The following is a 23970-nucleotide window of genomic DNA, read 5'->3' as shown; positions in this document are numbered from 1 at the left end:
GGTGCCTCGTATCCGGGAGGGGTGGTCGGTCAGACGAAGAGGGGGTTCGGGCGGTCGGCGCCGGTCCGCGGGGCCGGGGCGGAGGCGGGAACCGGGCGAGCCCCGGGCACGACGCGGGCCCAGAGCGCCAGCACGACGGGCAGCGCCAGGTAGCCGAAGCGGCCGGCCGGGGCCAGCAGGAAGGCGGCGCCCAGGCCCAGGGCCAGCCGGTCGGCGGCGGCGACCAGAGAGCGGGGCGGCCGGCGCACCAGGGAGACGGCGACGGCCAGGCCGGCGGCCAGCAGCAGGGCGAGCGCCGCCCACCAGCCGGCCGGGCCGAGGTCGGCGAGCAGCCTGCCCGGCAGCGGGCTGGCGGCCTCGGTGCGCAGCTCGCCGCGGCCGAGCGGGAAGGCCAGCACCTGGGAGACCATCGGTCCGGGGGCGAGCAGGGCGGCGGGCAGAGCCAGGGCGGCGGTGCCGAACAGCGCCGTGCCGCAGCCGCGGGCGGCGGCCCGCCGGCCGGCCGTGGCGGCCAGCAGGGCGACGGCGACGGCCACCGCGGGCCAGGCCGTCCACTTGAGCGCACAGGCCGCGGCCAGCGCCAGCCCGGTGGCGGTCGGGCGGCCCGCCGAGGCCAGCGCGAGGGCCAGGCAGAGCAGGCCGGTCAGCGGGAGGTCGACACCGCTGACCGCGAGCGGCAGCGCCACGACCGGCGAGGCGACCAGGGCCGCGAGGGCCGGGAGGGCCGCCCCGGCCGGTACCGGGCCCCGGTTCCGTCCGGTGCCCGTTCCGTCCTCCGGCGCGGCGGCGCGCAGCACCCGGTGGGCGAGCCACAGGCCGCCGAGGAACACGGCGGCGCACCACAGCCGGGGATCGCCCGCCAGCCGGGCCGGCAGGCCGTCGGCGCCGAGCACCGCGCGCGGCACGCCCAGCAGGGCCATCGCCGGCAGGTAGGGCGTCACCTCGGCCACCGTGCGCGGCTCGTCGAGGTACGGGGAGCCCTGGTTCAGCAGCAGCGAGCCGGACCGTTCGATCACCCCGACCTCGCTCTGCCCGGCCCCGGAGAGCACCAGCAGCAGCAGCAGCGGCAGGACGACCGCCCCGGCCAGGGCCAGCGCGGTCGAGCGGGCCGGGGCGTCCCGCCGCGCGGGCAGCAGGACGGCGACCGCCGCGAGGAGGTAGCCGACCGCGGCGACGGCGCCCCAGGTCCGGTGCGGCCCGAGCGGCGAGACGAGGGGGAACACGGCGGCCCAGGCGGCGCAGGCGAGCCAACCGGCGCACCAGTACCACCTGCGCCCGTCCGCTCCCGGAGCCCGGCGGGGCTGGTGAGTGAGCACCTCACCATTGCAGCCGCGGCGGGCGGGTGACGTCATGACAGCCAGGTCGAGGAACGGTGGTCGGGTTTCCCCTACCGTCCCGGCCCCCCGACCGGCCCCACCGAGCCCCACCCCACCCGACCCCGGCCGGGATCGTGCCCGAACCGCCGTACGACGGACCGCGTAGGGTGGCGGAACCATGACCGGCCGCACCCCAGGAGCCCCCATGACCTCGACCGTCGTCCCCGCCGGCCCGCTGCCGGTCGGGGTGATCGGCCTCGGCGACATCGCGCAGAAGGCGTACCTGCCGGTGCTCACCGCCCTGCCCGGGCTCGACCTGCGCCTGATGACCCGGGACCGGGCCAAGCTGGACCGGCTGGGGGAGACCCACCGGATCGACGCCGCAAGCCGGTTCACCGACCTGGGCGCGCTGATCGACAGCGGCATCCGGGCCGCCTTCGTGCACGCGGCCACCGACCAGCACGTGCCGATCGTCGAGCGGCTGCTCGGCGCCGGGGTGGACGTGTACGTGGACAAGCCGCTCGACTACACCGTGGACGGCGCCCGCCGGCTGGTCGACCTCGCCGACCGCACCGGCCGCTCGCTGATGGTCGGCTTCAACCGGCGCCACGCCCCCGGCTACGCCCAGGCGTTGGAGCGCCCGCGCGACCTGATCGTGCTGCAGAAGAACCGCGAGGGCCTGCCCGAGGCCGCCCGGACGCTGGTCTTCGACGACTTCGTGCACGTGGTGGACACCCTGCGGTTCCTGGTCCCCGGCGAGATCGAGCAGGTGGACGTCCGGGCCCGCAAGGACCGCGAGGGCCTGGTGGAGCACGTGGTGCTGACGCTCGGCGGGGCGGGCTTCACCGCACTCGGCATCATGAACCGGGTCTCCGGCTCGACCGAGGAGGTGCTGGAGGTCTCCGGCGGCGACTCCAAGCGCGAGGTGCGCAACCTCGCCGAGGTCATCGACCACCGGGGCCAGCCCACCGTCCGGCGGCGCGGCGACTGGGTGCCGGTGGCCCGTCAGCGCGGGATCGAGCAGTGCGTGCTGGGCTTCCTGGACGCCGTCCGGGCCGGGAAGACCCTGGACGCCCACGACGCGCTGCGCACCCATGAGTTGTGCGAGCTGATCGTGGAACGGATCGGGTAAAGCCGGGCAAAGGCACGGTCAAACTGGGGAATTGCTGGGCGGCTGCTGGAAGGAGCCTGGGAAAGAGCCGAATCGACGCTTCCGCACGTCACCGGGCCGGAACCGACAGTTCATTGACGAGGTCTTGTCGGGGCATTTTCTACGCGCGTATCTTGAGGGCGCCGCGGGGGAACGGGAGCCGTCCCCCGCTCTCTCCCGACCTTCCTTCTACGCGAGTAGCGTCCGCTGCCCGAGCTAGGAGCCATGCCCCGGTGACCACCGCCTCCGCCCCCCGCCCCCGCAGAGCCGCCCTGTTGCGCGCCGCCGTCGCCCCGGCCGCACTCGCCGTCTCGCTGGTGCTCGTCCCGCTGCCGTCCGCCGTCGCCGCCGGTGCGGCCGCCGCCCCGCCCGCGCCCACCGAGGCCGGTCCGCTGCGGATCCACGACATCCAGGGCACCACCCGGGTCTCCCCGCAGGCCGGAAAGCCGGTCACCGGCGTGCCCGGAATCGTCACCGGTGTGCGCGCGTACGGCAGTTCCAAGGGATTCTGGCTGCAGGACCCGAACCCGGACGCCGACCCGGCCACCAGCGAGGGCATCTTCGTCTTCACCGGCGGAAACCCGACCGTGAAGGTCGGCGACTCGGTGCTGGTCAGCGGAAAGGTCACCGAGTACTACCCGAACTCCTCGGGCGGCTCGCAGTCCGTCACCGAGCTCACCGGCCCCGCCGTCACGGTGCTCTCGGCCGGCAACCCGCTGCCCGCCCCCGTGGTGGTGGACACCCGCAACATCCCCGGCACCTACGCCCCGCCGGCCGGGCCCGACGGCAGCATCGACGCCGGTCGGCTCGACCCGGAGAAGTACGCCCTGGACTTCTACGAGTCGCTGGAGGGCATGCTCGTCCAGGTCAAGGACGTCCGGGTGATACAGGCGACCGACAAGTACAACGAGCTCTGGGTCGCCGCCGACCGCCAGGACCAGCGCAGCAAGCGCGGCGGCGTGCTCTACGAGTCCTACCGCGAGCCCAACGTCGGCCGCCTGATGGTGCAGCAGCAGGCCGCCGTCACCCAGCAGCCCTTCCCGGTCGCCAACGTCGGCGACGAGCTGACCGGCACCACCACCGGCCCGCTGGACTACAACTCCTTCGGCGGCTACACCCTGGTGGCCGGCACCCTCGGCACCCTCAAGGACAACCACCTCCAGCGCGAGGTCACCCCGCAGGCGAGCGAGCGCGAACTCACCGTCGCCACCTACAACGTGGAGAACCTGGCCGCCACCAACCCGGACGCCAAGTTCGCCGAGCTGGCCCAGGGCATCGTCACCAACCTGCGCTCGCCCGACATCGTCGCCCTGGAGGAGATCCAGGACAACAACGGCGCCAAGAGCGACGGCACCGTCGACGCGAGCCAGACCGTCGCCAAGTTCCTCGCCGCGATCAAGGCGGCCGGCGGCCCCGCCTACGACTGGCGCTCGGTCGACCCCCAGGACGGCAAGGACGGCGGCGAGCCCGGCGGCAACATCCGCCAGGTCTTCCTGTTCAACCCCCAGCGGGTCTCCTTCACCGACATCCCCGGCGGCAGCGCCACCGCCGCCGTCGGCGTCACCGGCAGCGGCGCCGCCACCGCGCTCACCGCCTCGCCCGGCCGGATCGCGCCCACCGACGACGCCTGGACCAACAGCCGCAAGCCGCTGGTCGGCCAGTTCGCGTTCCGCGGCCAGAAGGTCTTCGTGATCGCCAACCACTTCAACAGCAAGGGCGGCGACCAGGGCATCGACAGCCGCTTCCAGGCCCCGACCCGCAGCTCCGAGGTGCAGCGGGTCAAGCAGGCCACCGTCGAGCAGGCCTTCGTCGCCGGGCTGCTGGCCGCCGACAAGCAGGCCAGGATCGTCTCGCTCGGCGACTTCAACGACTACCAGTTCTCGCCCGCGCTGGCCGCGCTCACCAAGGGCGGCGTGCTGCGCGACCTGGTGAACGAGCTGCCGGAGACCGAGCAGTACTCCTACGTCTACCAGGGCAACTCCCAGGTGCTCGACCACGTCCTGGTCAGCCCCGAGCTCGGCTACGCCAAGTACGACGTGGTGCACATCAACGCCGAGTTCGCCCAGCAGGCCAGCGACCACGACCCGCAGGTGGTCCGCCTCAAGCCGTGACCTGAGCTGCGGTTATCCTGCCTCCGTCGTCGGCGACCGCCGACGGCGGAGGCTTTTCGCCGACAGGGGACGACGTGCAGTACCGGATCGAACGGATCGGCCGCGACGACTGGGAGCGGCTGCGCACCATCCGGCTGGCCCAGCTCCTCGACACCCCGCTGGCGTTCGGCGAGACCCACGCGTACGCGCAGCTCCAGGGCGAGGGCAACTGGCGGGCCCGTACGGACTGGCTGAACGAGCCCGGCCGGATCGGCCTGGTCGCCGTGGACGGCGACGACCAGTGGGTCGCCACCATGCTCTCGATCCCCAGCCGCAAGACCGCGACCGTCGACCTGATCGGCGTCTGGGTCGACCCGGCGCACCGCGGCCGCGAGCGCGGCGTCGCCGACGCCCTGCTGGACGCGGTGATCGCCTGGGCGCGGGAGGGCGGCGCCGAGTGGATGCTGCTCGGCGTCCACGAGGCGAACGACCGCGCCGCCGCCTTCTACCGGCGGCGCGGCTTCACCTGCACGGGCGGCGAGACGCCGTACGTGCTGGACGAGCGGGCCCGGATCCTGGAGATGGTCCTCCCGCTCGGGTAGCGGGCGCCCCGGCGGTTCGCCTCCCCTGATCCTCGCTTCACGGACGTCTCACTTCACGTACTCCGCGAGGTGCTCGCCGGTCAGTGTCGAGCGGGCCGCGACCAGCTCGGCCGGGGTGCCCTCGAAGACCACCCGGCCGCCGTCGTGCCCGGCGCCCGGCCCGAGGTCGATGATCCAGTCGGCGTGCGCCATCACCGCCAGGTGGTGCTCGATCACGATCACCGACTTGCCGGAGTCCACCAACCGGTCCAGCAGGCCGAGGAGCTGCTCGACGTCCGCCAGGTGCAGCCCGGTGGTCGGCTCGTCCAGGACGTAGACCCCGCCCTTGTCCGCCATGTGGGTGGCCAGCTTCAACCGCTGCCGCTCACCGCCGGACAGCGTGGTCAGCGGCTGCCCGAGGCTGAGGTAGCCCAGGCCGACGTCGGCGAGCCGCTCCAGGATCCGGTGCGCGGCCGGCAGCTTCGCCTCGCCGTCGCCGAAGAACGCCTCCGCCTCGCCCACCGACATCGCCAGCACCTCGCTGATGTCCCGGCCGCCCAGCCGGTACTCCAGCACCGAGGCCTGGTAGCGCTTGCCCTCGCAGTCCTCGCAGGTGGTGGCCACCCCGGCCATCATCGCCAGGTCGGTGTAGACCACGCCGGCGCCGTTGCAGGTCGGGCAGGCGCCCTCCGAGTTGGCGCTGAACAGGGCCGGCTTCACCCCGTTCGCCTTGGCGAAGGCCTTGCGGATCGGCTCCAGCAGCCCGGTGTACGTCGCCGGGTTGCTGCGCCGGGAGCCCTTGATCGCCCCCTGGTCGACCGAGACCACGCCCTCGCTCGGCGGGATCGAGCCGTGGATCAGCGAACTCTTCCCCGAGCCCGCCACCCCGGTGACCACGGTCAGCACCCCGAGCGGGACGTCCACGTCCACGTCCCGCAGGTTGTGGCTGTCCGCGCCGCGGATCGCCAGTGAGCCGGTGGGCTTGCGCACCTCCGCCCGCAGCGCCGTTCGGTCCGCCAGGTGCCGGCCGGTGACGGTGCCGCTCTTCCGCAGCCCGGCCACGCTGCCCTCGAAGCACACCGAGCCGCCCGCCGCGCCCGCCCCGGGACCGAGGTCCACCACGTGGTCGGCGATCGCGATGGTCTGCGGCTTGTGCTCCACCACCAGCACCGTGTTGCCCTTGTCCCGCAGCCGCAGCAGCAGGTCGTTCATCCGGCTGATGTCGTGCGGGTGCAGCCCGGTGGTGGGCTCGTCGAAGACGTACGTGGTGTCGGTGAGCGAGGAGCCCAGGTGGCGGATCATTTTCACCCGCTGCGCCTCGCCGCCCGACAGGGTGCCGGAGGGGCGGTCCAGCGAGAGGTAGCCGAGGCCGATCTCCACGAAGGCGTCCAGCGCCTGCCGCAGCGCGTCGAGCAGGGGCGCCACCGAGGGCTCGTCCAGTGCCCTGGCCCAGTCCGCGAGGTCGCTGATCTGCATCGCGCAGGCGTCGGCGATGCTGACACCGCCGATCTTCGAGGACCGGGCGGTCTCGCTCAGCCGGGTGCCCCCGCACTCCGGGCAGGAGGTGAAGGTGACGGCACGCTCCACGAAGGCCCGGATGTGCGGCTGCAGCGCCTCCTTGTCCTTGGACAGCATGGACTTCTGGAGCTTGGGGATCAGGCCCTCGTAGGTCAGGTTGACCCCGTTGACCTTGACCTTGGTGGGCTCCCGGTGGAGGAAGTCCTGGAGCTCCTTCTTGGTGTACCTGCGGATCGGCTTGTCCGCGTCCAGGAAGCCCGAGTTGGCGTACACCCCGACCGTCCACCAGCTGTCCGGCTTCCAGCCGGGGATCAGGATCGCGCCCTCGGCGAGCGACTTGGTGTCGTCGTACAGCTGGGTGAGGTCGATGTCGGTGACGCTGCCCCGGCCCTCGCAGCGCGGGCACATGCCGCCGGTGATGCTGAAACTGCGCCGCTCCTTGACCGTCCTGCCGCCGCGCTCCACCGTCACCGCGCCGGCGCCGCTGATCGACGGGACGTTGAAGGAGAAGGCCTTGGGGGAGCCGATGTGCGGGGTGCCCAGCCGGCTGAACAGGATCCGCAGCATCGCGTTGGCGTCGGTCGCGGTGCCGACGGTGGAGCGCGGGTCGGCGCCCATCCGCTGCTGGTCGACCAGGATCGCCGTGGTCAGGCCCTCCAGGACGTCCACCTCGGGGCGGGCCAGGGTCGGCATGAAGCCTTGGACGAAGGCGCTGTAGGTCTCGTTGATCAGCCGCTGCGACTCGGCGGCGATGGTGTCGAAGACCAGCGAGCTCTTGCCGGAGCCGGACACCCCGGTGAACACCGTCAGGCGGCGCTTGGGGATGTCGACGCTGACGTCCTTGAGGTTGTTCTCGCGTGCCCCGTGCACGCGGATCAGGTCGTGGCTGTCGGCGGCGTGCGGCTCGGCCATCGTGGTCTTCGCTCCGTGTCTCGGTGGCTTCTCGGCGGTACTTCGGTGGGTCTTCGGCGGCTCTTCGGTGGGGCGTCGTGCGGCGCCCCGGGCCCGCCCCGGCCGGTCGGTCCCGGCCGGGGCGGGCCCGGGAGGGGTCAGCGCACTTCGTTGAAGCGGACCATGTTGCCCGCCGGGTCGCGGAAGGCGCAGTCGCGGACGCCGTACGGCTGCAGGGTCGGCTCCTGGACGAGCTCCGCGCCGCCGGACTTCAACCGGTCGAACACGCCGTCCAGGTCGGCGGTGGCGAGCACCACCCGGGCGTACGTCCCCTTGGCCATCATCTCGGTGATGGTACGCCGCTCGTCCTCGGTGATGCCCGGGTCCGCGAACGGCGGCTCCAGCACCAGCGACACGCCGGGCTGCCCGGCGGGCCCGACGGTGATCCACCGCATCGGGCCGCCGCCGACGTCCTGGCGGACCTCGAAGCCGAGCAGGTCGCGGTAGAAGGCGAGCGAGGCCTCGGGGTCGGTGTGGGGGAGGAAGGTCCAGTGAATGCTGATGTCGTTCATGACTGCAACGCTAGGCGCGGCCCCCGGGCGGGCGCTTCTCGAAAACTGATCGCCTCCCCGGGAAACCGATCGACCCCGGGGAGCGGCGGGTGTGGTCGCCGTCCCCCGGGGTCGATGGTCACGCGCAGCGTGCGGTGCTCAGCGCTTGCCGCTCAGGCGCGGCAGCGCAGCATCTCCAGCGGCGGGTGGGCGAGGACGTCCGCCCAGAACTCCTCGCCGTACTCGCGCAGGCCCTCCTCGGAGATCCCCAGCGGCACCCACTCAAGATCGGAGAACCCGGCCCCGCGCAGCGCCTCCTCGTAGACCTCCCGGCGCGGGACGGTCCCGAGGATGCTGATCGGCCGGGGGTCGAGCAGCGCGGTGACCCGTACCCGCGGGCCGGTCTCGACGTGCTCCCCGGTCGGCTCGCAGCGGAACCCGTACTGCTCCAGGGTGAGACAGTCGAAGGCGTAGTCCGGCTTCTGGGCGAAGACGAAGAGCTCCCCGCCCGGCACCAGGCTGCGGTGGACGGTGCGACACATCCGGTCCAGCGACGCGCGGTCCTCCGCGTAGTTGAGGCACTGCACCGCCAGGACCACGTCGAACTGCCGCTCCAGTTCGCGCAGTTCGGCCACATCGCCGACCTCGTAGCGCACCCCCAGCGGGTCGCGCTGCTCGAACGACTCGGCGGCGGCGATCATCTCGGTGGAGATGTCGATCCCGAGCACCTCCGCGGCGCCGCGCCGACGGACCTCGCGACTGTAGAAGCCCGTTCCGCACGCCAGGTCGAGGACGGCCTTGCCGCGGACGTCCCCGACCATCGCGAGGAAGCTCGGCACCTCCCCGAACCGCGTCAGCGGCAGGGCCTTGAAGCCCTCGAACGCCTCGCCGATCCCGTCGTACTGCTGCACGCTCATCGTGTCGTCCTCCCGTGTGCGCAGCCCAGTGCTGTGCTGGGAAGTCTGGCGCAGCCCGACGTGTCGTCGTACTGGCGGAAGCCACGAATCAGCGGCGCCGAGCGAGGTGGACGGTGATGTCCGCGTCCAGTCCGACGCGCTCCGGCAGCACCGCCAGGATCCGGCGGAACACCTCCGCCCGGGCGTCCTCCGGCAGCAGCAGATAGGCCGAGACCGTCGACAGGTGGCCGAGGTACTCCTCCGGCCCGATCGTCAACCGCCTTGGCAGCAAAAGCTGTTGCACCCGGTCGAACCGCTCGGAGCGCTCCAGCTCGGTGCCCGGCCACTGCAGCTCCTGCTCCGGCGGCGTGCCGTCCGGGGAGGGCACGTCATCGCTCGCCAGGAACGGCGCCCGCACCACCCTTACGGCTTCGGCCAGTTCGGGGTCGGCCAACTGGACGGGCCCGCCGAAACAGGCGAACACGCCGCCCGGGCGCAGCAGTTCGGCCACCCGCTGCCAGCGGCCCGCCGGACTGGTCCAGTGCAGTGCCGCCGCCGCGTACACCAGGTCGTACGGCCCGTCCGGCGGCAGCTCCTCGAACGCGGCGCGCACCGTCCGGACGCTGTCCGGGGTGTGCCGGCGCAGCTCGGCGAGCATGGCGGCGTCCGGCTCGGTCGCGGTCACGGCGACGCCGTGCCCGGCGAACAGCCGGGTGGCCTTGCCCGTCCCGGCCCCGATCTCCAGCGCCGTCCGCACCGGCCCGCCCGCGTGCTCCGCGGCGTATCCCGCGACCAGGTCGAAGAGCTCCACCGGATACCCGGGCCGGTACCGCTCGTAGGACTCCGCGACCGTTCCGAAGCTCAGCGCGCGCTCAGGCACCCGGAGCCTCCGGCAGGGCCAGCCACTCCTCCCAGCTGAGGTCGCGCCCCAGGAACCGCGGCTGCCGGAACGGCCACTCGGCGGCGATCCACCGCGGCACCAGCGCGTCGAAGGCCCGCTCCACCGCGCTGCCGACCAGGCCGTCCACCACCCACCAGGAGACCTCGCCGTCCGCCCCGGCCCGCTCGGGCGGGTCGATGTACACGCACCCGTGCACGGCCGTCTCGGCGGCGTCCAGCAGCACGTAGTTGAACGACTGGTGGGCGGCGATCTCCCGCTCGTGCCGGGCGAGGTCGATCCGGTTCGCCTCGGCCGTGATCGTCGCCGCCGGCCACCCCCAGGCCGGCCCGAAGATCCCGAACAGCCGCTCCCGGGAGCCCATCACCGCCGGATAGTCCATCGGCGCGTCCGCCTCCCGGATCGGCCGCAGGTGGTACGCGCCGTCGAGCAGCGGCACGTGGACGGGATGGACGAAATCAGCAGGAAGCCAGGTCATACCCCCGAGGCTATCCACCGCCACCCCGCAGCCCCACCCAATATCCCGGGCCACCGAATGTCCTGCCCCGCCGTAGAGCCGCCTGCCCGGGCGCCCGGTGCCGCTCGGTTCAGCCGAAGATCGCCTCGGGCTCACCGGTGAGCCACACGTTGTCGATCCGCACCCGGTGCATCAGCCAGCGCCCGCCGTCCCGGTGCAGCTCGACGTCGTAGCGGTTCTTCAACAGCGCGTGCGTCGCCGGGGCGGCCGTCAGCAGGTGCTGGGCCTCGACGAGGGCGGTGAGCCGGGCGCGGTCGCCGTCCACGGTGATCCGGGGGTTGGTGATCTGGTGGGTGGTGGTCACCCGCCCGGCGAACATGCCGAGGATGGTCGTGACGATGTGGTCCCGGCCGGTCATCAGGGGCGGCTCGGCGCCCCACGCGGCGGCCGCGGGGCGGAAGTCCAGTTCGGCGTCCGGGGTGAAGGAGGAGGCGAAGAGCTCGCGGTCGTGGAGGTCCTGGCCGAGGCCGAAGCGGAGCAGGGCGTCCAGGATCTCGGTCCGGTCGCGCAGCTCGGTGGCGACGGCGGCCGGGTCGTCGGCGGGTGCGGTGAGGGCGCGGTCGGTGGTGATGTACACGATGGAACTCCCGGTCGGGTGGCTGTTGTTCGGTGACGGGTCCACCCTCCCGCCGGAACGGCCGGACGATCAACGGGTGACTGTGCAACGATCGTGAACCGAGACTTAACGAAGTGGTGGGGGAGAGGCGGCAAGGGTGCTGGAGCGGCACGAGATCGAGGCGTTCCTGGCGCTCTCCGAGGAACTGCACTTCGGGCGGACGGCCGAACGGCTGCACGTCTCCACCGCACGGATCAGCCAGACCGTACGGAAGCTGGAACGCCGCGTCGGCGCACCGCTGTTCACCCGGACGAGCCGCCGGGTGGAGCCGACCGCGCTCGGCGTCCAGCTGGCGCAGGAGCTGCGGCCCGCGTGGGAGGCGGTGGGCGCCGCCGTCCGGCGGGTCGCCGACGCCGGGCACGGCCGCACCGGAACGCTGCGGGTGGCGTTCGCGGGCCCCGCGGCGGGGCAGCTGCTCATCGGCGTCGCGGAGCGCTTCCGGGAGCGGCTGCCGGGCTGGGAGGCGACCCTCCGGGAGGCCGAACTCGTCGACCGGATACGCCTGTTGCGGGCGGGCGAGGTGGACCTGGTGTTCGCGGAGTACCCGCTGCGCGAGCCCGACCTGGTGCCGGGCCCGGTCCTGGTGAGCGAGCCCCGGATGATCGCCCTGCCCGCCGGCCACCCGCTCGCGCAGCAGGACGCCGTCACACCGGAGGAGCTGGCCGGGATCCCGCTCGTCCGACTGCCCGCCGCCGTGCCGGAGTCCTTCCGGGCCGACCGCACCCCGGCCCGGACACCGGCCGGGCGGCCGATCCCGTCCGGCCCGGAGGGCGGCACCCTGAACGAGATCCTCACCCTCGTCGGCGCGGGCCGGGCCGCCTTCCCGCTCGGCGCCCAGGCCCGCCGCTACCACCCCCGCCCCGACGTCACCTACCGCCCGCTGACCGGCGCACCCCCGGTCCGGTGGGGCCTGCTCCACCACCGCGACCGCGCCACCCACGCCACGGAGGCCTTCCACCACGCGGCCCAGGACCTCCTCGGCACCGCGGACTGACCCCTGGGCCCCGCCGGCCGGTCGGAGTGATGCCGATGGCGGGAAAACAAGCAGGCATGATTGCTTTTTTCTGCGGCCGGTGCCACGCTGCTGCGCGGCGCCGCTCGTGCGGGGCGGCGCCAACAGGCCGGTAGGGGAGGCGCTTTGGTGCGCGGAGGATCGGTGCTGCGGGTCGGCAATGCCTCGGGGTTCTACGGGGACCGGTTCGCGGCGGTGCGGGAGATGCTCACGGGTGGGCCGTTGGACGTGCTCACCGGGGACTACCTCGCCGAGTTGACCATGCTGATCCTGGCGCGGGACCGGCTGAGGGATCCCTCGCTCGGGTACGCCCGGACCTTCCTGCGGCAGATGGAGGAGTGCCTCGGCCTGGCCCGGGACCGCGGTGTGCGGGTCGTGGTGAACGCGGGCGGCCTCAATCCGGCCCGGCTCGCGGACCGGTTGCGGGAGCTGGCGCAGCGCCTGGGAGTGCCGACCGTCGTCGCCCACGTCGAGGGGGACGACCTGCTCCCGCGCCGGGAGGAACTCGGCCTGCCCGAGGGCCTGTTGGCCGCCAACGCCTACCTGGGCGGGTTCGGCGTCGCCGCCTGCCTGACGGAGGGGGCGGACGTGGTGGTGACCGGGCGGGTGACGGACGCCGCACTGGTGGCCGGGCCGGCGATCGCCCACTTCGGCTGGGGCCCGGACGAGCTGGACGCCCTCGCCGGGGCGGTGCTGGCCGGGCACGTGCTGGAGTGCGGGGCGCAGGCGACCGGCGGCAACTACGCCTTCTTCGGCGAGCACGACGTGGACCGCCCGGGCTTCCCGCTGGCAGAACTGCACGCCGACGGCTCCAGCGTGATCACCAAGCACCCCGGGACGGGCGGGGCCGTCACGATCGGCACGGTCACCGCCCAACTCCTGTACGAGACCGGCGGAGCGCACTACCTCGGCCCCGACGTGACCGCCCGGCTGGACTCCGTGCGGCTCACCGAGGAGGGCCCGGACCGGGTGCGGATCGACGGCGTGCGCGGCGAGGCCCCGCCGCCGACCCTCAAGGTCGGCCTGAACCGGCTCGGCGGCCACCGCAACGAAGTGGTCTTCGTCCTGACCGGTCTGGACATCGAGGCCAAGGCCGCCCTGGTGCAACGCCAGTTGGCCGCCGCCCTGCCGCCCGAGGTCCGCCCGGCCGAGCTGCGCTGGACCCTCGCCCGCACCGACCACCCGGACGCCGACACCGAGGAGGCCGCGTCCGCCCTGCTCCGACTGACCGCCCGGGACCGGGATCCGGCCAAGGTCGGTCGCGAACTCGGCAAGGCCGCCGTGGAGTTGGGCCTCGCCGGCTACCCGGGCTTCCACCTCACCGCCCCACCCGGCCCGGGCGCCCCGTACGGGGTGTTCACCGCCGCGTACCTGGACGCGAAGCTGGTCGAGCACACCGCGGTGCTGCCGGACGGCCGCCGGATCACCGTCCCGCCCGCCGCCGTCACCGGCCACGTCGCCTCCGTCGACGCCGAGTTGCCCGAGCCCCTGCCGCCGGGCCCGACCCGTCGCGCCCCGCTCGGCCTGGTGCTCGGCGCCCGCAGCGGCGACAAGGGCGGCGACGCCAACCTGGGCGTCTGGGCCCGCACCGAGGACGCCTGGCGCTGGCTGGCGCACACCCTCACCGTCGACCGGCTGCGCGCACTGCTCCCCGAGGCCGCCGACCTGCCCGTCACCCGGCACCTGCTGCCGAACCTCAAGGCCGTCAACTTCACCCTCACCGGCCTGCTCGGCGAGGGCGTCGCCGCCCAGCACCGCTTCGACCCGCAGGCGAAGGCCCTGGGCGAGTGGCTGCGCTCGCGCCACCTCGACATCCCGGAGGCCCTGCTGTGACCGTCCTGCCCACCCGCGTCGACCCGGCCGGGCCCGAGTACGCGGAGCACCGTGCCGCGATGGTCGCCAAGTTGGCCGAGCTGGACGCCGAGCACGCCAAGGCGCTGGCCGGCGGCGGCCCCAAGTACGTGGAGCGCCACCGCAAGCGGGGCAAGCTGCTGGCCCGGGAGCGGATCGAGCTGCTGGTGGACCAGGACTCGCCGTTCCTGGAGCTGTCCCCGCTGGCGGCCTGGGGCAGCGACCACCCGGTGGGCGCCGCGCTGGTCACCGGCATCGGGGTGGTCGAGGGCGTGGAGTGCGTGATCACCGCCAACGACCCGACGGTGCGCGGCGGCGCCAGCAACCCGTGGACGCTGCGCAAGGCCCTGCGGGCCAACGAGATCGCGCTGCAGAACCGGCTCCCGGTGGTGAACCTGGTCGAGTCGGGCGGGGCGGATCTGCCCAGCCAGAAGGAGATCTTCATCCCGGGCGGCGCCCTGTTCCGCGACCTGACCCGGCTCTCGGCGGCCGGGATCCCCACCGTGGCCGTGGTGGTCGGCAATTCGACGGCCGGCGGTGCCTACGTGCCGGGGATGTCGGACCACACCGTGCTGGTCAAGGAGCGCGCCAAGGTGTTCCTCGGCGGCCCGCCGCTGGTGAAGATGGCGACCGGCGAGGAGGCCGACGACGAGTCGCTGGGCGGCGCCGAGATGCACGCCCGCAGCTCCGGCCTGGCCGACCACTTCGCGGTGGACGAGGCGGACGCGCTGCGGATCGCCCGCCGGATCGTCGCCCGGCTGGAGCACCGCAAGCCGGGCCCCGGCCCGGACCGCTGCGCCGCGCCTCCGGCGTACGACGAGGAGGAGCTGCTGGGCATCGTCCCGGGGGACCTCAAGGTGCCCTTCGACCCGCGCGAGGTGATCGCCCGGATCGTCGACGGCTCCGACTTCGACGAGTTCAAGCCGCTGTACGGCGCCAGCCTGGCCACCGGCTGGGCCCGGCTGCACGGCTACCCGGTCGGCATCCTGGCCAACGCCCAGGGCGTGCTGTTCAGCGCGGAGTCCCAGAAGGCCGCCCAGTTCATCCAGTTGGCGAACCAGCGGAACACCCCGCTGCTGTTCCTGCACAACACCACCGGCTACATGGTCGGCCGGGACTACGAGCAGGGCGGCATCATCAAGCACGGCGCGATGATGATCAACGCCGTCTCGAACTCCAAGGTCCCGCACCTGTCGGTGCTGCTCGGCGCCTCCTACGGGGCGGGCCACTACGGCATGTGCGGCCGGGCGTACGAGCCGCGCTTCCTGTTCTCCTGGCCGAGCGCCAAGTCCGCGGTGATGGGCCCGCAGCAGCTCGCCGGGGTGCTCTCGATCGTGGCCCGCCAGTCGGCGGCGGCGAAGGGGCAGCCGTACGACGAGGACGCGGACGCGGCGATCCGGGCGATGGTCGAGCAGCAGATCGAGGCGGAGTCGCTGCCGGTCTTCCTGTCCGGCCGGCTGTACGACGACGGCGTGATCGACCCGCGTGACACCCGTACGGTGCTGGGCCTGTGTCTGTCCGCGATCCACAACGCGCCGGTCGAGGGCGCGCGTGGCTACGGCGTCTTCCGGATGTGAGAGGTCAGATGATCACCAACCTGCTGGTCGCCAACCGCGGCGAGATCGCCCGCCGGGTGTTCCGCACCTGCCGGGAGCTCGGCATCGCGACCACCGCCGTCCACTCGGACCCGGACACCGGCGCCCCGCACGTCCGGGAGGCCGACGCGGCGGTACGGCTGCCCGGCGCCGCGCCCGCCGACACCTACCTGCGCGGAGAGCTGATCGTCCGGGCCGCTCTGCGGGCGGGGGCGGACGCCGTCCACCCGGGGTACGGATTCCTCTCCGAGAACGCGGAGTTCGCCCGGGCCGTGCTGGACGCCGGCCTGCTCTGGGTCGGTCCGCCGCCGACCGCGATCGCCGCGATGGGCTCCAAGACGGCCGCCAAGCGGCTGATGGCCGAGGCCGGGGTGCCGGTGCTGGGCGCGCTCGCCGAGCCGACCGAGGCCGACCTGCCGGTGCTGGTGAAGGCCGCGGCGGGCGGCGGCGGCCGCGGCATGCGGGTGGTCGAACGGCTGGCGGACCTGCCCGGCGCACTGGCGGCGGCCCGGGCCGAGGCGGCCAAGGCCTTCGGCTCCGACGAGGTGTTCTGCGAGCGCTACCTTCCCAGCGGCCGACACGTGGAGGTGCAGCTGCTGGCCGACGCCCACGGCACGGTGTGGGCGGTGGGCGACCGCGACTGCTCCTTGCAGCGGCGGCACCAGAAGGTGATCGAGGAGGCCCCGGCCCCCGGCCTGGCGCCGCAGGTGCGGGCCGCGTTGCACGCCGCGGCCGCGGACGCCGCCCGGGCGATCGGCTACGTCGGCGCCGGCACCGCCGAGTTCCTGCTCACCGGGGACGGCCGGTTCTACTTCCTGGAGATGAACACCCGGCTCCAGGTCGAGCACCCGGTCACCGAGGCGGTCACCGGCCTGGACCTGGTCGCGCTCCAACTCGCCGTCGCGGAGGGCGAGGAGCTGCCCGCGGGCGGGCCGCCGCCGAGCACCGGCCACGCGATCGAGGCCCGGCTGTACGCCGAGGACCCGGCGAAGGACTGGCAGCCCGCGACCGGCACCCTGCACCGCCTCGAACTGACCTCGGAGCACAAGGAGTTCAGCGGGCCCGGGGTGGGAACGGACTCCTGGCTGCGGCTGGACTCCGGGGTGGCGGCCGGCAGCGAGATCAGCCCGCACTACGACGCGATGCTCGCCAAGGTGATCGTCCGGGCGCCGACCCGCGCCGCCGCCGCCCGGAAGCTGGCCGACGCGCTGGCCCGCGCCCGGATCCACGGGCCCTCCACCAACCGGGAGTTGCTGGTCCGCGCACTGCGGCACCCGGCCTTCCTGGCCGGGCGGCTGCACACCGGCTTCCTGGCCGAGCATTCGGCCGAACTGCTCGCCCCCGACACCAGGAGCACCGGGCGGGCCGCCCTGGCCGCCGCCCTCGCCGACGCGGCCGCGCGCGGCACCGCGCTGCCGTCCGGCTGGCGCAACCTGCCCTCCCAGCCCCAGTCCAAGCGCTACGGGGCCCCCGACGGCGTCGAGTGGGAGGTCCGCTACCGCCGGACCAGGGGCGGCCTGGAGGCCGTCGACCACCCGGACGTCGAACTCGTCGAGGCCGAGGCCGGGTTCGTCCTGCTGCGCGAGGGCGAGGTGCAGCGGCGCTACGACGTGGCCCGCTACGGCGACCGGGTGTACGTCGACTCCCCGACCGCCAGCACCGCGCTCACCGCGCTGCCGCGCTTCCCCGACCCCACCGCCCAGCGCGACCCCGGCGCCCTGCTCGCCCCGATGCCCGGCACCGTCCTGCGCACCACCGCCGCCGTCGGCGACACCGTCACCACCGGGCAGCCGCTGCTGGTGCTGGAGGCGATGAAGATGGAGCACCGGGTCACCGCCCCGGCCGACGGCACCCTGGTGGACCTGCGCGTGACCCCGGGGCAGCAGGTCCGGCTCGGCGCCCTGCTCGCCGTCGTCAAGTCGCCCGAAGAGTCCTGATCCCCCGAAGAGTCCTGAGCACCGCCCGACCACCCGCCCAGCGGAAGGACCACGCATGTCGTCCATCGGCAGTCAGCTCCTCGAAACCCCCGAACGCACCGCCCTGCGCCAGGCCGTCGGCGACCTCGGCCGCCGCTACGGCTCCGCCTACTACCTGGCCAAGGCCCGGGCCGGCGAGCCCGCCGAGGAGCTGTGGGCGGACGCGGGCAAGGCCGGCTACCTGGGCGTCAACCTGCCCGCCGAGTACGGCGGCGGGGGCGGCGGCATCAGCGACCTCGCCATCGTCCTGGAGGAACTCGGCACCGCGGGCTGCCCGTTGCTGCTGCTGATCGTCTCCCCGGCGATCTGCGGCACGGTGATAGCCCGGTACGGCACCGAGGAGCAGAAGCGCCGCTGGCTGCCCGGACTGGCCGACGGCAGCCGCAGGATGGCCTTCGGCATCACCGAGCCGGACGCGGGCAGCAACTCGCACCGGATCTCCACCGTCGCCCGCCGGGACGGCGAGGACTGGCTGCTGACCGGCCGCAAGGTCTTCGTCTCCGGCATCGACCACTCCGACGCCGTGCTGTTCGTGGCCCGCACCGAGGACGCCCGCACCGGCAAGCTCAAGCCCTGCCTGTTCGTCGTCCCCCGGGACACCCCCGGCTTCGAGTACCGGGCGATCCCGATGGAGCTGGTCGCCCCCGAGAAGCAGTTCCAGGTCTTCCTGGATGACGTCCGGCTGCCCGCCGACGCCCTGGTGGGCGACGAGAACGCCGGCCTGCTCCAACTGTTCGCGGGCCTCAACCCGGAGCGCATCCTGACCGCCGCCTTCTCCCTCGGGCTGGCCCGGCAGGCGCTCGGCAAGGCCGTGGAGTACGCGAAGACCCGCACGGTCTGGTCCACCCCGATCGGCGCCCACCAGGGCCTGGCGCACCCGCTGGCCCAGTGCGCGGTGGAGGTCGAGCTGGCCCGGCTGATGACCCAGAAGGCCGGGCTGCTCTACGACGCGGGCGAGGACATGGCGGCCGGGGAGGCCGCCAACATGGCCAAGTACGCCGCCGGGGAGGCCGCCGCCCGGACGGTCGACCAGGCGGTGCAGACCCTGGGCGGCAACGGCCTCACCCAGGAGTACGGCCTGGGCGCCCTGCTCGCCGCCACCCGGGTCGGCCGGGTCGCCCCGGTCAGCCGGGAGATGATCCTCAACTTCGTCGCCCAGCACACCCTGGGCCTGCCCAAGTCCTACTGAGCCCCCGGCACCGAGGGGCGCGCGGCCGCCACCGCAGCGCGCAGGTCGTCACCGCACGCCGGTCGGGTCGTCCGAACGCCCTTCGGAGCAGCTGCGCCACGCCTGCCCCGCCCCCGGTTTCCCACAATGGCCCAGCCCCACCCGGACTGTCCGTATGCTCCTGAACACGCCCCGTGCCATCCGCTCGCCGATTTGGTTGCTGCGTCAACTTCCTTACTGGAGGCATGCCTTGGTGTTCCGTAGCGAGTTCCCGGACGTCCCCGTCATCGACCTGCCGATCCATGACGCGGTGCTCGCCGCCGCCGCCGGGTACGGCGAGCGGCCGGCGCTGATCGACGGCCTCACCGGGGAGGAGGTCAGCTACGCGCGGCTGGCCGCCTCCGTCGAGCGGGTCGCCGCCGCACTGGCGGAGAGCGGGGTGGGCAAGGGCGACGTGGTGGCCCTGTTCAGCCCCAACTCGGTCACCTATCCGATGGCCTACTACGGTGCCAGCCGGGCCGGTGCCACCGTGACCACGGTGTCCTCCCTCAGCACCGCCCGCGAGCTGGCCGGCCAGCTCGCGGACAGCGCCGCCCGCTGCCTGATCACCGTCTCCCCGTTCCTGGCGACCGCCCGCGCCGCCGCCGAGCTGCTGGCCGCCGACGGCCGCCCGCCGGTCGAGGTGATCGTGCTGGACGGCGCCGAGGGCCACCGCTCGCTCGCCGACCTGCTGGCCGCCACCGGCCCCGCCCCGGAGCCCGCGATCGACCCGGGCGAGGACGTCGCCGTGCTGCCGTACTCCAGCGGCACCACCGGACTGCCCAAGGGGGTGATGCTCACCCATCGCTCGATCGCCACCAACCTGGCCCAGACCGACGCCCTCTACCGCCCCTCCGTCGGCGAACGGGTGCTCGCGGTGCTCCCCTTCTTCCACATCTACGGCCTGACGGCGCTGCTCAACCAGCCGCTGCGGTGCGGCGCCACCGTGGTGGTGCTGCCCCGCTTCGACCTGGAGCAGTTCTGCGGTGCGGTCGAGCGGCACCGGGTGCAGGGCCTGGTGGTCGCCCCGCCGATCGTGCTCGCGCTGGCCAAGCACCCGGTCGTGGCCGACTTCGACCTCTCCTCGGTCGAGTACCTGCTGTGCGCGGCCGCCCCGCTGGACCAGGAGCTCGCCGAGGCCTGCGCCCGCCGGCTGGGCCTGCCGCACCTGCTCCAGGGCTACGGGATGACCGAGCTGTCCCCGGTCACCCACGTCGTCTCCCCGACGGAGAGCGACCCGGTGCCCGGCTCGGTCGGCCGGATGGTCCCCTCCACCGAGCTGCGGGTCATCGCCCTGGACGGCTCCGGCCGGGACCTCGGGCCGGGGGAGCCGGGCGAGCTGCTGATCCGCGGCCCCCAGGTGATGAAGGGCTACTTCGGCCGCCCCTCCGACACCGCCGCCATGGTCGACGCCGAGGGCTGGCTGCACACCGGCGACATCGGCCACGTGGACGGGCGCGGCTACCTGTTCGTCGTCGACCGGGTCAAGGAGCTGATCAAGTACAAGGGGTACCAGGTCGCCCCCGCCGAACTGGAGGCCGTCCTGCTCGGCCACCCGCAGATCGCCGACGCCGCCGTCATCGGCGTCCGGGACGCCGACGGGACGGAGTGCCCCAAGGCCTTCGTGGTCCGCGCCCCCGGCAGCGGGCTCACCGCGGAGGAGGTCACCGGGTACGTCGCCGGGCAGGTCGCCCCCTACAAGAAGGTGCGCGCGGTGGAGTTCGTGGACGCCGTCCCCAAGTCGGCGGCCGGCAAGATCCTCCGCCGCGAACTGCGCGCCCGCGAGGCCGCCCGCTGAGACCCGTCGGCCGGGACCCCGTCGGCCGGCGCCAGGGCGGCCAGGTCCAGGGCGCCCAGGACCCCGCAGCCCGGGACCCGGGCGGCCGGAGGACGCGGCCCGTCTGTGAGGATCGACCCGCGGCGCCCCGACCCGCCGCGCCCCGACCGGAGCAGACCCCATCGACACAGGAACCGCCACCCGCCATGACCAGCCAACCCGCCGTCCGCACCCCCCAGCAGGACCGCAGCCGAGCGACCCGGGCCCGGTTGCTCGCGGCCGCCGTGGACTGCCTGGCCGAGCTCGGCTGGCAGGGCTCCACCGTCACCGTGGTCGCGGAACGGGCCGGCGTCTCCCGGGGCGCCGCCCAGCACCACTTCCCGACCCGCGAGGACCTCTTCACCGCGGCCGTCGAGCACGTCACCGCCGAGCGGCTGGCAGCCGTCCGCGCCCACGCGGACGAGCTGCCGGCCGCCGGCCCCGACCGGACCCGGGCCGTGGTCGACATGATCGTCCGCCTCTACACCGGCCCGCTGTTCCGGGCCGCCCTGCACCTGTGGACCGCCGCCGCCACCGAGGACGGCCTGCGCGAGCGGATCGTCGCCCTGGAGGGCCACGTCGGCCGGGAGGCCCACCGGGCCGCCGTGGAGTTCCTGGACGCCGACGAGACCCGCCCGGGCGTGCGCGAATCGGTGCAGGCCACCCTGGACCTCGCCCGCGGACTCGGCCTGGCCAACCTGCTCACCGACGACAGCCTTCGACGTTCCGGAGTGATCCGGCAGTGGGCGGGCGTTCTGGAGAGTACGCTGCGGCCGGTACGCCCATGACGCCCGTACAACCGAGCGACCGGACGGCCCCTGACCAAGGGGTCGCCGGGCGGCCGATGTCCGTGCAGTCTGGAGAAGAACCCCGGCCGGCACCGACCGCGAGGCCCACCCGGCCGGGCACGAGCCGAACCGGGGTGCTGCCTGAATGCACGGACACGAGTGGGACGCGACCGCCGCCGCCGGCCCCGCGCCGAGCGGCGATCCCGTACGTCCGGACGGCCACCGCCTCGTCCCGCTCGCCACGGCCCTGCTGCAGAGCGACGGTCTGATCCTGCACTGGAGCGAGGACGCCGAGGCGCTGCTCGGCTACTCCGCCGAGGAGGCCGTCGGCAGCTACGCCGCCCGGCTGCTCACCGACGAGACCGACCGGCCCGCGGTGCTCGGCCTGTTCCAGCGGATCATGTCCGGCAGCGGCGCCTCCTTCGTCTTCCCGGTCCGTCACCGCGACGGCCACCGGGTCGAGCTGGAGTTCCGCACCTACCCGATCGCCGGACCGGCCGGCACCCTGCTGCTGCTCGCCACCGCCTCCGACACCCGGGCCCTGCACGCCGTCGAGGCCGACCTCGCGGTGCTGGACGGCGTCTTCGGCCGCTCCCCGATCGGCATGGCCGTCTACGACAGCGACCTGCGCTACGTCCGGATCAACGAGGCGCTGGCCCGGATGAACGGCGTGCCGGTCTCCGCCCACCTCGGCCGCCGGATATCCGCCGTCCTGCCCGGCATCAACAGCGGCGAGATCGAACAGACCATGCGACAGGTCCTCAAGACCGGCAAGCCCGTGGTGGACGCCCGCTCGCACGGCCGCGTCCCGGGCGACCCCAAGCGGGACCGCGCGTGGTCCGCCTCCTACTTCCGGCTGGAGGACTCCACCGGCCGGGTCTTCGGCGTCTGCTCCTCCATCATCGACGTCACCGAACGCTTCCAGGCCGAGGCCCGGGCCGCCCGGGCCCAGGAGCGGCTGGCCACCATCGCCGAGGCCACCGCCCGGATCGGCACCACCCTCGACCTCCAGCGCACCGCCGAGGAACTCATCGAGGCCGTCGTCCCCCGGTTCGCCGACTTCGCCACCGTCGACCTGCTGGAACCGGTGCTGCGCGGGTCCGAGCCCACCCCGATCCCCTCCGACCGCTCCGTCACCCTGCGCGCCGTCGCGGTCGGCGAGAACTACGACACCGGCCTGGCGCACGCCGTGGACGTCGTCGGCGAGACCTCCGAGTACGCCCCCGACCGCAGCTACACCCAGTGCCTGCGCAGCGGGCGGCCGCTGCTGCGCGCCCACGTGGACGAGGAGGTGCTGCGCGGCCTGGTGTCCAGCGAGGACCGGGTCGCCCCCGGGATGGCCGCCGGCATCCACTCGTACCTGATGGTGCCGATCACCGCCCGGGGCATGGTCCTCGGCGGCTCCGAGTTCATCCGGATGCGCAACCCCGAGCCGTTCAACGACGCCGACGTCGCGCTCGCCGAGGAACTCGTCGCCCGCACCGCCCTGGCCCTGGACAACGCCCGGCTCTACCGCCGGGAGCGGGAGACCGCCCTCACCCTCCAGCGCAGCCTGCTGCCGCAGGAGATCCACCGCACCCTCGGGCTGGAGATCGCCTACCGCTACCTGCCCAGCAGCGTGGTGAGCGAGGTCGGCGGCGACTGGTTCGACGTGGTGCCGCTGTCCTGCGGGCGGGTCGCCCTGGTGGTCGGCGACGTGATGGGCCACGGCATCCGGGCCGCCGCCACCATGGGACAACTGCGCACCGTCGCCCGCACCCTGGCCACCCTGGACATGCCGCCCGAGCAGGTGCTCACCCGACTGGACGAGACCGCCTCGGGGATCGGCGAGGGCCAGTTCGCCACCTGCATCTGCGCCGTCTACGACCCGCTGGAGCGCACCGTCCAGGTCGCCTCGGCCGGGCACCTGCCGCCGGTCTGGGTCGGCACCGACGGCACCGCCCGCAGGATCGAGGTGCCGCCCGGCGTCCCGCTCGGCGTCGGCGGGGTCGCCTTCGAGTCCATCGGCTTCACCCTCCCCGAGGGCGCCCTGCTCGCCCTCTACACCGACGGACTGGTGGAGCGGCGCGGCCAGGACCTGGACCACGGCATCGACCGGCTGGCCCGCACCCTGTCCGGGCCCGGCCGGACGCTGGAGGAGAGCTGCGACGCGGTGATCGGCGCCCTGGTCACCGACGGCACCGAGGACGACATCGCGATGATCATGGCCCGGGCGCTGCCGGTGCCGGCCGACCGGGTCGCCACCCTCCCGCTGACCGGCGGCGGAAAGCTCCCCGGCAAGGCCCGCCGCTTCACCCGGGCCGCCCTGGACGCCTGGGGCCTGAACGCGCTCTCCGACTACGCCGAACTGCTGGTCAGCGAACTGGTCACGAACGCCCTGCTGCACGCCGAGGCGCCGCGCCGGCTGCGGCTGTTCCGCGACCGGGTGCTCACCGTCGAGGTCTCCGACGCCGGCGGCGCGGCCCCGCAGCTGCGCCCCTTCGCGGAGCAGGACGAGGGCGGGCGCGGGATGTTCCTGGTCAGCGAACTCGCCCAGCGCTGGGGCAGCCGGCTGACCCGGGACGGCAAGGTGGTCTGGGCCGAGCTGGAACTGCCCTTCGGGGTCTCCTAGGGCCTGTCCGGCGGATCTTGGCAGATCAGCGCGCGGCGTTGGGCGCCCGGCTGGGCGTGCGCCCGAGTCGGCCTCGTACTGGACGTACTT

At 73.9% G+C, this 23970-nt stretch carries 18 protein-coding genes; 11 read left to right on the top strand and 7 right to left on the bottom strand.

Translation table 11 applies throughout. From position 1 onward, the window contains the following. Window positions 1-29 precede the first annotated feature (29 nt). On the bottom strand, window positions 30-1316 hold the full coding sequence (locus ACFXOZ_RS19670) for a hypothetical protein (RefSeq protein WP_380591686.1): 1287 nt from the start codon (window positions 1314-1316) through the stop codon (window positions 30-32). A 235-nt stretch (window positions 1317-1551) separates the two neighbouring features. On the opposite strand from ACFXOZ_RS19670, the gene ACFXOZ_RS19665 reads away from it, so the two are divergent. From ACFXOZ_RS19665 to ACFXOZ_RS19655, 3 genes are all read left to right on the top strand, one after another. Next, window positions 1552-2448 (top strand): Gfo/Idh/MocA family protein, encoded by an 897-nt coding sequence (locus ACFXOZ_RS19665; RefSeq protein WP_380591741.1) that lies wholly within the window; start codon window positions 1552-1554, stop codon window positions 2446-2448. A 251-nt stretch (window positions 2449-2699) separates the two neighbouring features. Continuing rightward, the gene (locus ACFXOZ_RS19660) at window positions 2700-4577 is read left to right on the top strand and encodes an endonuclease/exonuclease/phosphatase family protein (RefSeq protein ID WP_380591684.1); all 1878 of its coding nucleotides are present in this window, start codon (window positions 2700-2702) and stop codon (window positions 4575-4577) included. A gap of 74 nt (window positions 4578-4651) precedes the next feature. Further along, window positions 4652-5158, top strand: a complete 507-nt coding sequence (locus ACFXOZ_RS19655) for a GNAT family N-acetyltransferase (protein WP_380591682.1) — start codon at window positions 4652-4654, stop codon at window positions 5156-5158. Between the two features lie 48 nt (window positions 5159-5206). On the opposite strand, the gene ACFXOZ_RS19650 is transcribed toward ACFXOZ_RS19655, so the two are convergent. The 6 genes from ACFXOZ_RS19650 to ACFXOZ_RS19625 form a co-directional block, all read right to left on the bottom strand. Next, window positions 5207-7567: an ATP-binding cassette domain-containing protein gene (locus tag ACFXOZ_RS19650; RefSeq protein ID WP_380591680.1), complete on the bottom strand. Its 2361-nt coding sequence runs from the start codon at window positions 7565-7567 to the stop codon at window positions 5207-5209. Between the two features lie 137 nt (window positions 7568-7704). Next, on the bottom strand, window positions 7705-8118 hold the full coding sequence (locus ACFXOZ_RS19645) for a VOC family protein (protein WP_350503315.1): 414 nt from the start codon (window positions 8116-8118) through the stop codon (window positions 7705-7707). A gap of 152 nt (window positions 8119-8270) precedes the next feature. Next, window positions 8271-9014 (bottom strand): class I SAM-dependent methyltransferase, encoded by a 744-nt coding sequence (locus tag ACFXOZ_RS19640; RefSeq protein WP_380591679.1) that lies wholly within the window; start codon window positions 9012-9014, stop codon window positions 8271-8273. 88 nt (window positions 9015-9102) lie between these two features. Beyond that, window positions 9103-9873 carry a class I SAM-dependent methyltransferase gene (locus ACFXOZ_RS19635; RefSeq protein WP_380591677.1) on the bottom strand — a complete coding sequence of 257 codons (771 nt, stop codon included), beginning with the start codon at window positions 9871-9873 and terminating at the stop codon, window positions 9103-9105. Then, window positions 9866-10369, bottom strand: coding sequence for an N-acetyltransferase (locus tag ACFXOZ_RS19630; protein ID WP_380524416.1), 504 nt, complete (start codon window positions 10367-10369; stop codon window positions 9866-9868). Before ACFXOZ_RS19630 ends, ACFXOZ_RS19635 begins: the two co-directional genes overlap by 8 nt. 109 nt (window positions 10370-10478) lie before the next feature. Next, window positions 10479-10985 (bottom strand): nuclear transport factor 2 family protein, encoded by a 507-nt coding sequence (locus ACFXOZ_RS19625; RefSeq protein ID WP_380591675.1) that lies wholly within the window; start codon window positions 10983-10985, stop codon window positions 10479-10481. Between the two features lie 136 nt (window positions 10986-11121). On the opposite strand from ACFXOZ_RS19625, the gene ACFXOZ_RS19620 reads away from it, so the two are divergent. From ACFXOZ_RS19620 to ACFXOZ_RS19585, 8 genes are all read left to right on the top strand, one after another. Further along, window positions 11122-12018 carry a LysR family transcriptional regulator gene (locus ACFXOZ_RS19620; protein ID WP_380524414.1) on the top strand — a complete coding sequence of 299 codons (897 nt, stop codon included), beginning with the start codon at window positions 11122-11124 and terminating at the stop codon, window positions 12016-12018. A 147-nt stretch (window positions 12019-12165) separates the two neighbouring features. After that, on the top strand, window positions 12166-13869 hold the full coding sequence (locus tag ACFXOZ_RS19615; RefSeq protein ID WP_380591673.1) for an acyclic terpene utilization AtuA family protein: 1704 nt from the start codon (window positions 12166-12168) through the stop codon (window positions 13867-13869). Beyond that, window positions 13866-15464, top strand: a complete 1599-nt coding sequence (locus tag ACFXOZ_RS19610; RefSeq protein WP_380591671.1) for an acyl-CoA carboxylase subunit beta — start codon at window positions 13866-13868, stop codon at window positions 15462-15464. Before ACFXOZ_RS19615 ends, ACFXOZ_RS19610 begins: the two co-directional genes overlap by 4 nt. Before the next feature lie 8 nt (window positions 15465-15472). Continuing rightward, a complete protein-coding gene (locus ACFXOZ_RS19605; RefSeq protein WP_380591669.1) occupies window positions 15473-17419 on the top strand; it encodes a biotin carboxylase N-terminal domain-containing protein in 1947 nt (648 codons plus the stop codon). Between the two features lie 55 nt (window positions 17420-17474). Continuing rightward, window positions 17475-18647 (top strand): acyl-CoA dehydrogenase family protein, encoded by a 1173-nt coding sequence (locus tag ACFXOZ_RS19600; RefSeq protein ID WP_380591667.1) that lies wholly within the window; start codon window positions 17475-17477, stop codon window positions 18645-18647. A gap of 229 nt (window positions 18648-18876) precedes the next feature. Further along, window positions 18877-20463, top strand: coding sequence for a 4-coumarate--CoA ligase family protein (locus tag ACFXOZ_RS19595; RefSeq protein WP_380524409.1), 1587 nt, complete (start codon window positions 18877-18879; stop codon window positions 20461-20463). Between the two features lie 185 nt (window positions 20464-20648). After that, entirely contained in the window at window positions 20649-21269 is a 621-nt protein-coding gene (locus ACFXOZ_RS19590; RefSeq protein ID WP_375886544.1) for a TetR/AcrR family transcriptional regulator, read from the top strand. 145 nt (window positions 21270-21414) lie between these two features. Then, window positions 21415-23880 carry a SpoIIE family protein phosphatase gene (locus ACFXOZ_RS19585; protein WP_375886546.1) on the top strand — a complete coding sequence of 822 codons (2466 nt, stop codon included), beginning with the start codon at window positions 21415-21417 and terminating at the stop codon, window positions 23878-23880. Window positions 23881-23970: the final 90 nt, after the last annotated feature.

It is taken from the genome of Kitasatospora sp. NPDC059160, assembly GCF_042755465.1.
GTDB lineage: Bacteria > Actinomycetota > Actinomycetes > Streptomycetales > Streptomycetaceae > Kitasatospora.
Note: the sequence above shows the minus strand (reverse complement) of the source record. Positions and strands in the feature narration are given on the sequence as shown.

What these genes read in the sequence shown, in the direction of transcription:
- ACFXOZ_RS19650 (WP_380591680.1), bottom strand. Translation starts at nt 7,567, where the DNA reads ATGGCCGAGCCGCACGCCGCCGACAGCCACGACCTGATCCGCGTGCAC.
- ACFXOZ_RS19645 (WP_350503315.1), bottom strand. Translation starts at nt 8,118, where the DNA reads ATGAACGACATCAGCATTCACTGGACCTTCCTCCCCCACACCGACCCC.
- ACFXOZ_RS19640 (WP_380591679.1), bottom strand. Translation starts at nt 9,014, where the DNA reads ATGAGCGTGCAGCAGTACGACGGGATCGGCGAGGCGTTCGAGGGCTTC.
- ACFXOZ_RS19630 (WP_380524416.1), bottom strand. Translation starts at nt 10,369, where the DNA reads ATGACCTGGCTTCCTGCTGATTTCGTCCATCCCGTCCACGTGCCGCTG.
- ACFXOZ_RS19605 (WP_380591669.1), top strand. Translation starts at nt 15,473, where the DNA reads ATGATCACCAACCTGCTGGTCGCCAACCGCGGCGAGATCGCCCGCCGG.
- ACFXOZ_RS19600 (WP_380591667.1), top strand. Translation starts at nt 17,475, where the DNA reads ATGTCGTCCATCGGCAGTCAGCTCCTCGAAACCCCCGAACGCACCGCC.
- ACFXOZ_RS19590 (WP_375886544.1), top strand. Translation starts at nt 20,649, where the DNA reads ATGACCAGCCAACCCGCCGTCCGCACCCCCCAGCAGGACCGCAGCCGA.
- ACFXOZ_RS19585 (WP_375886546.1), top strand. Translation starts at nt 21,415, where the DNA reads ATGCACGGACACGAGTGGGACGCGACCGCCGCCGCCGGCCCCGCGCCG.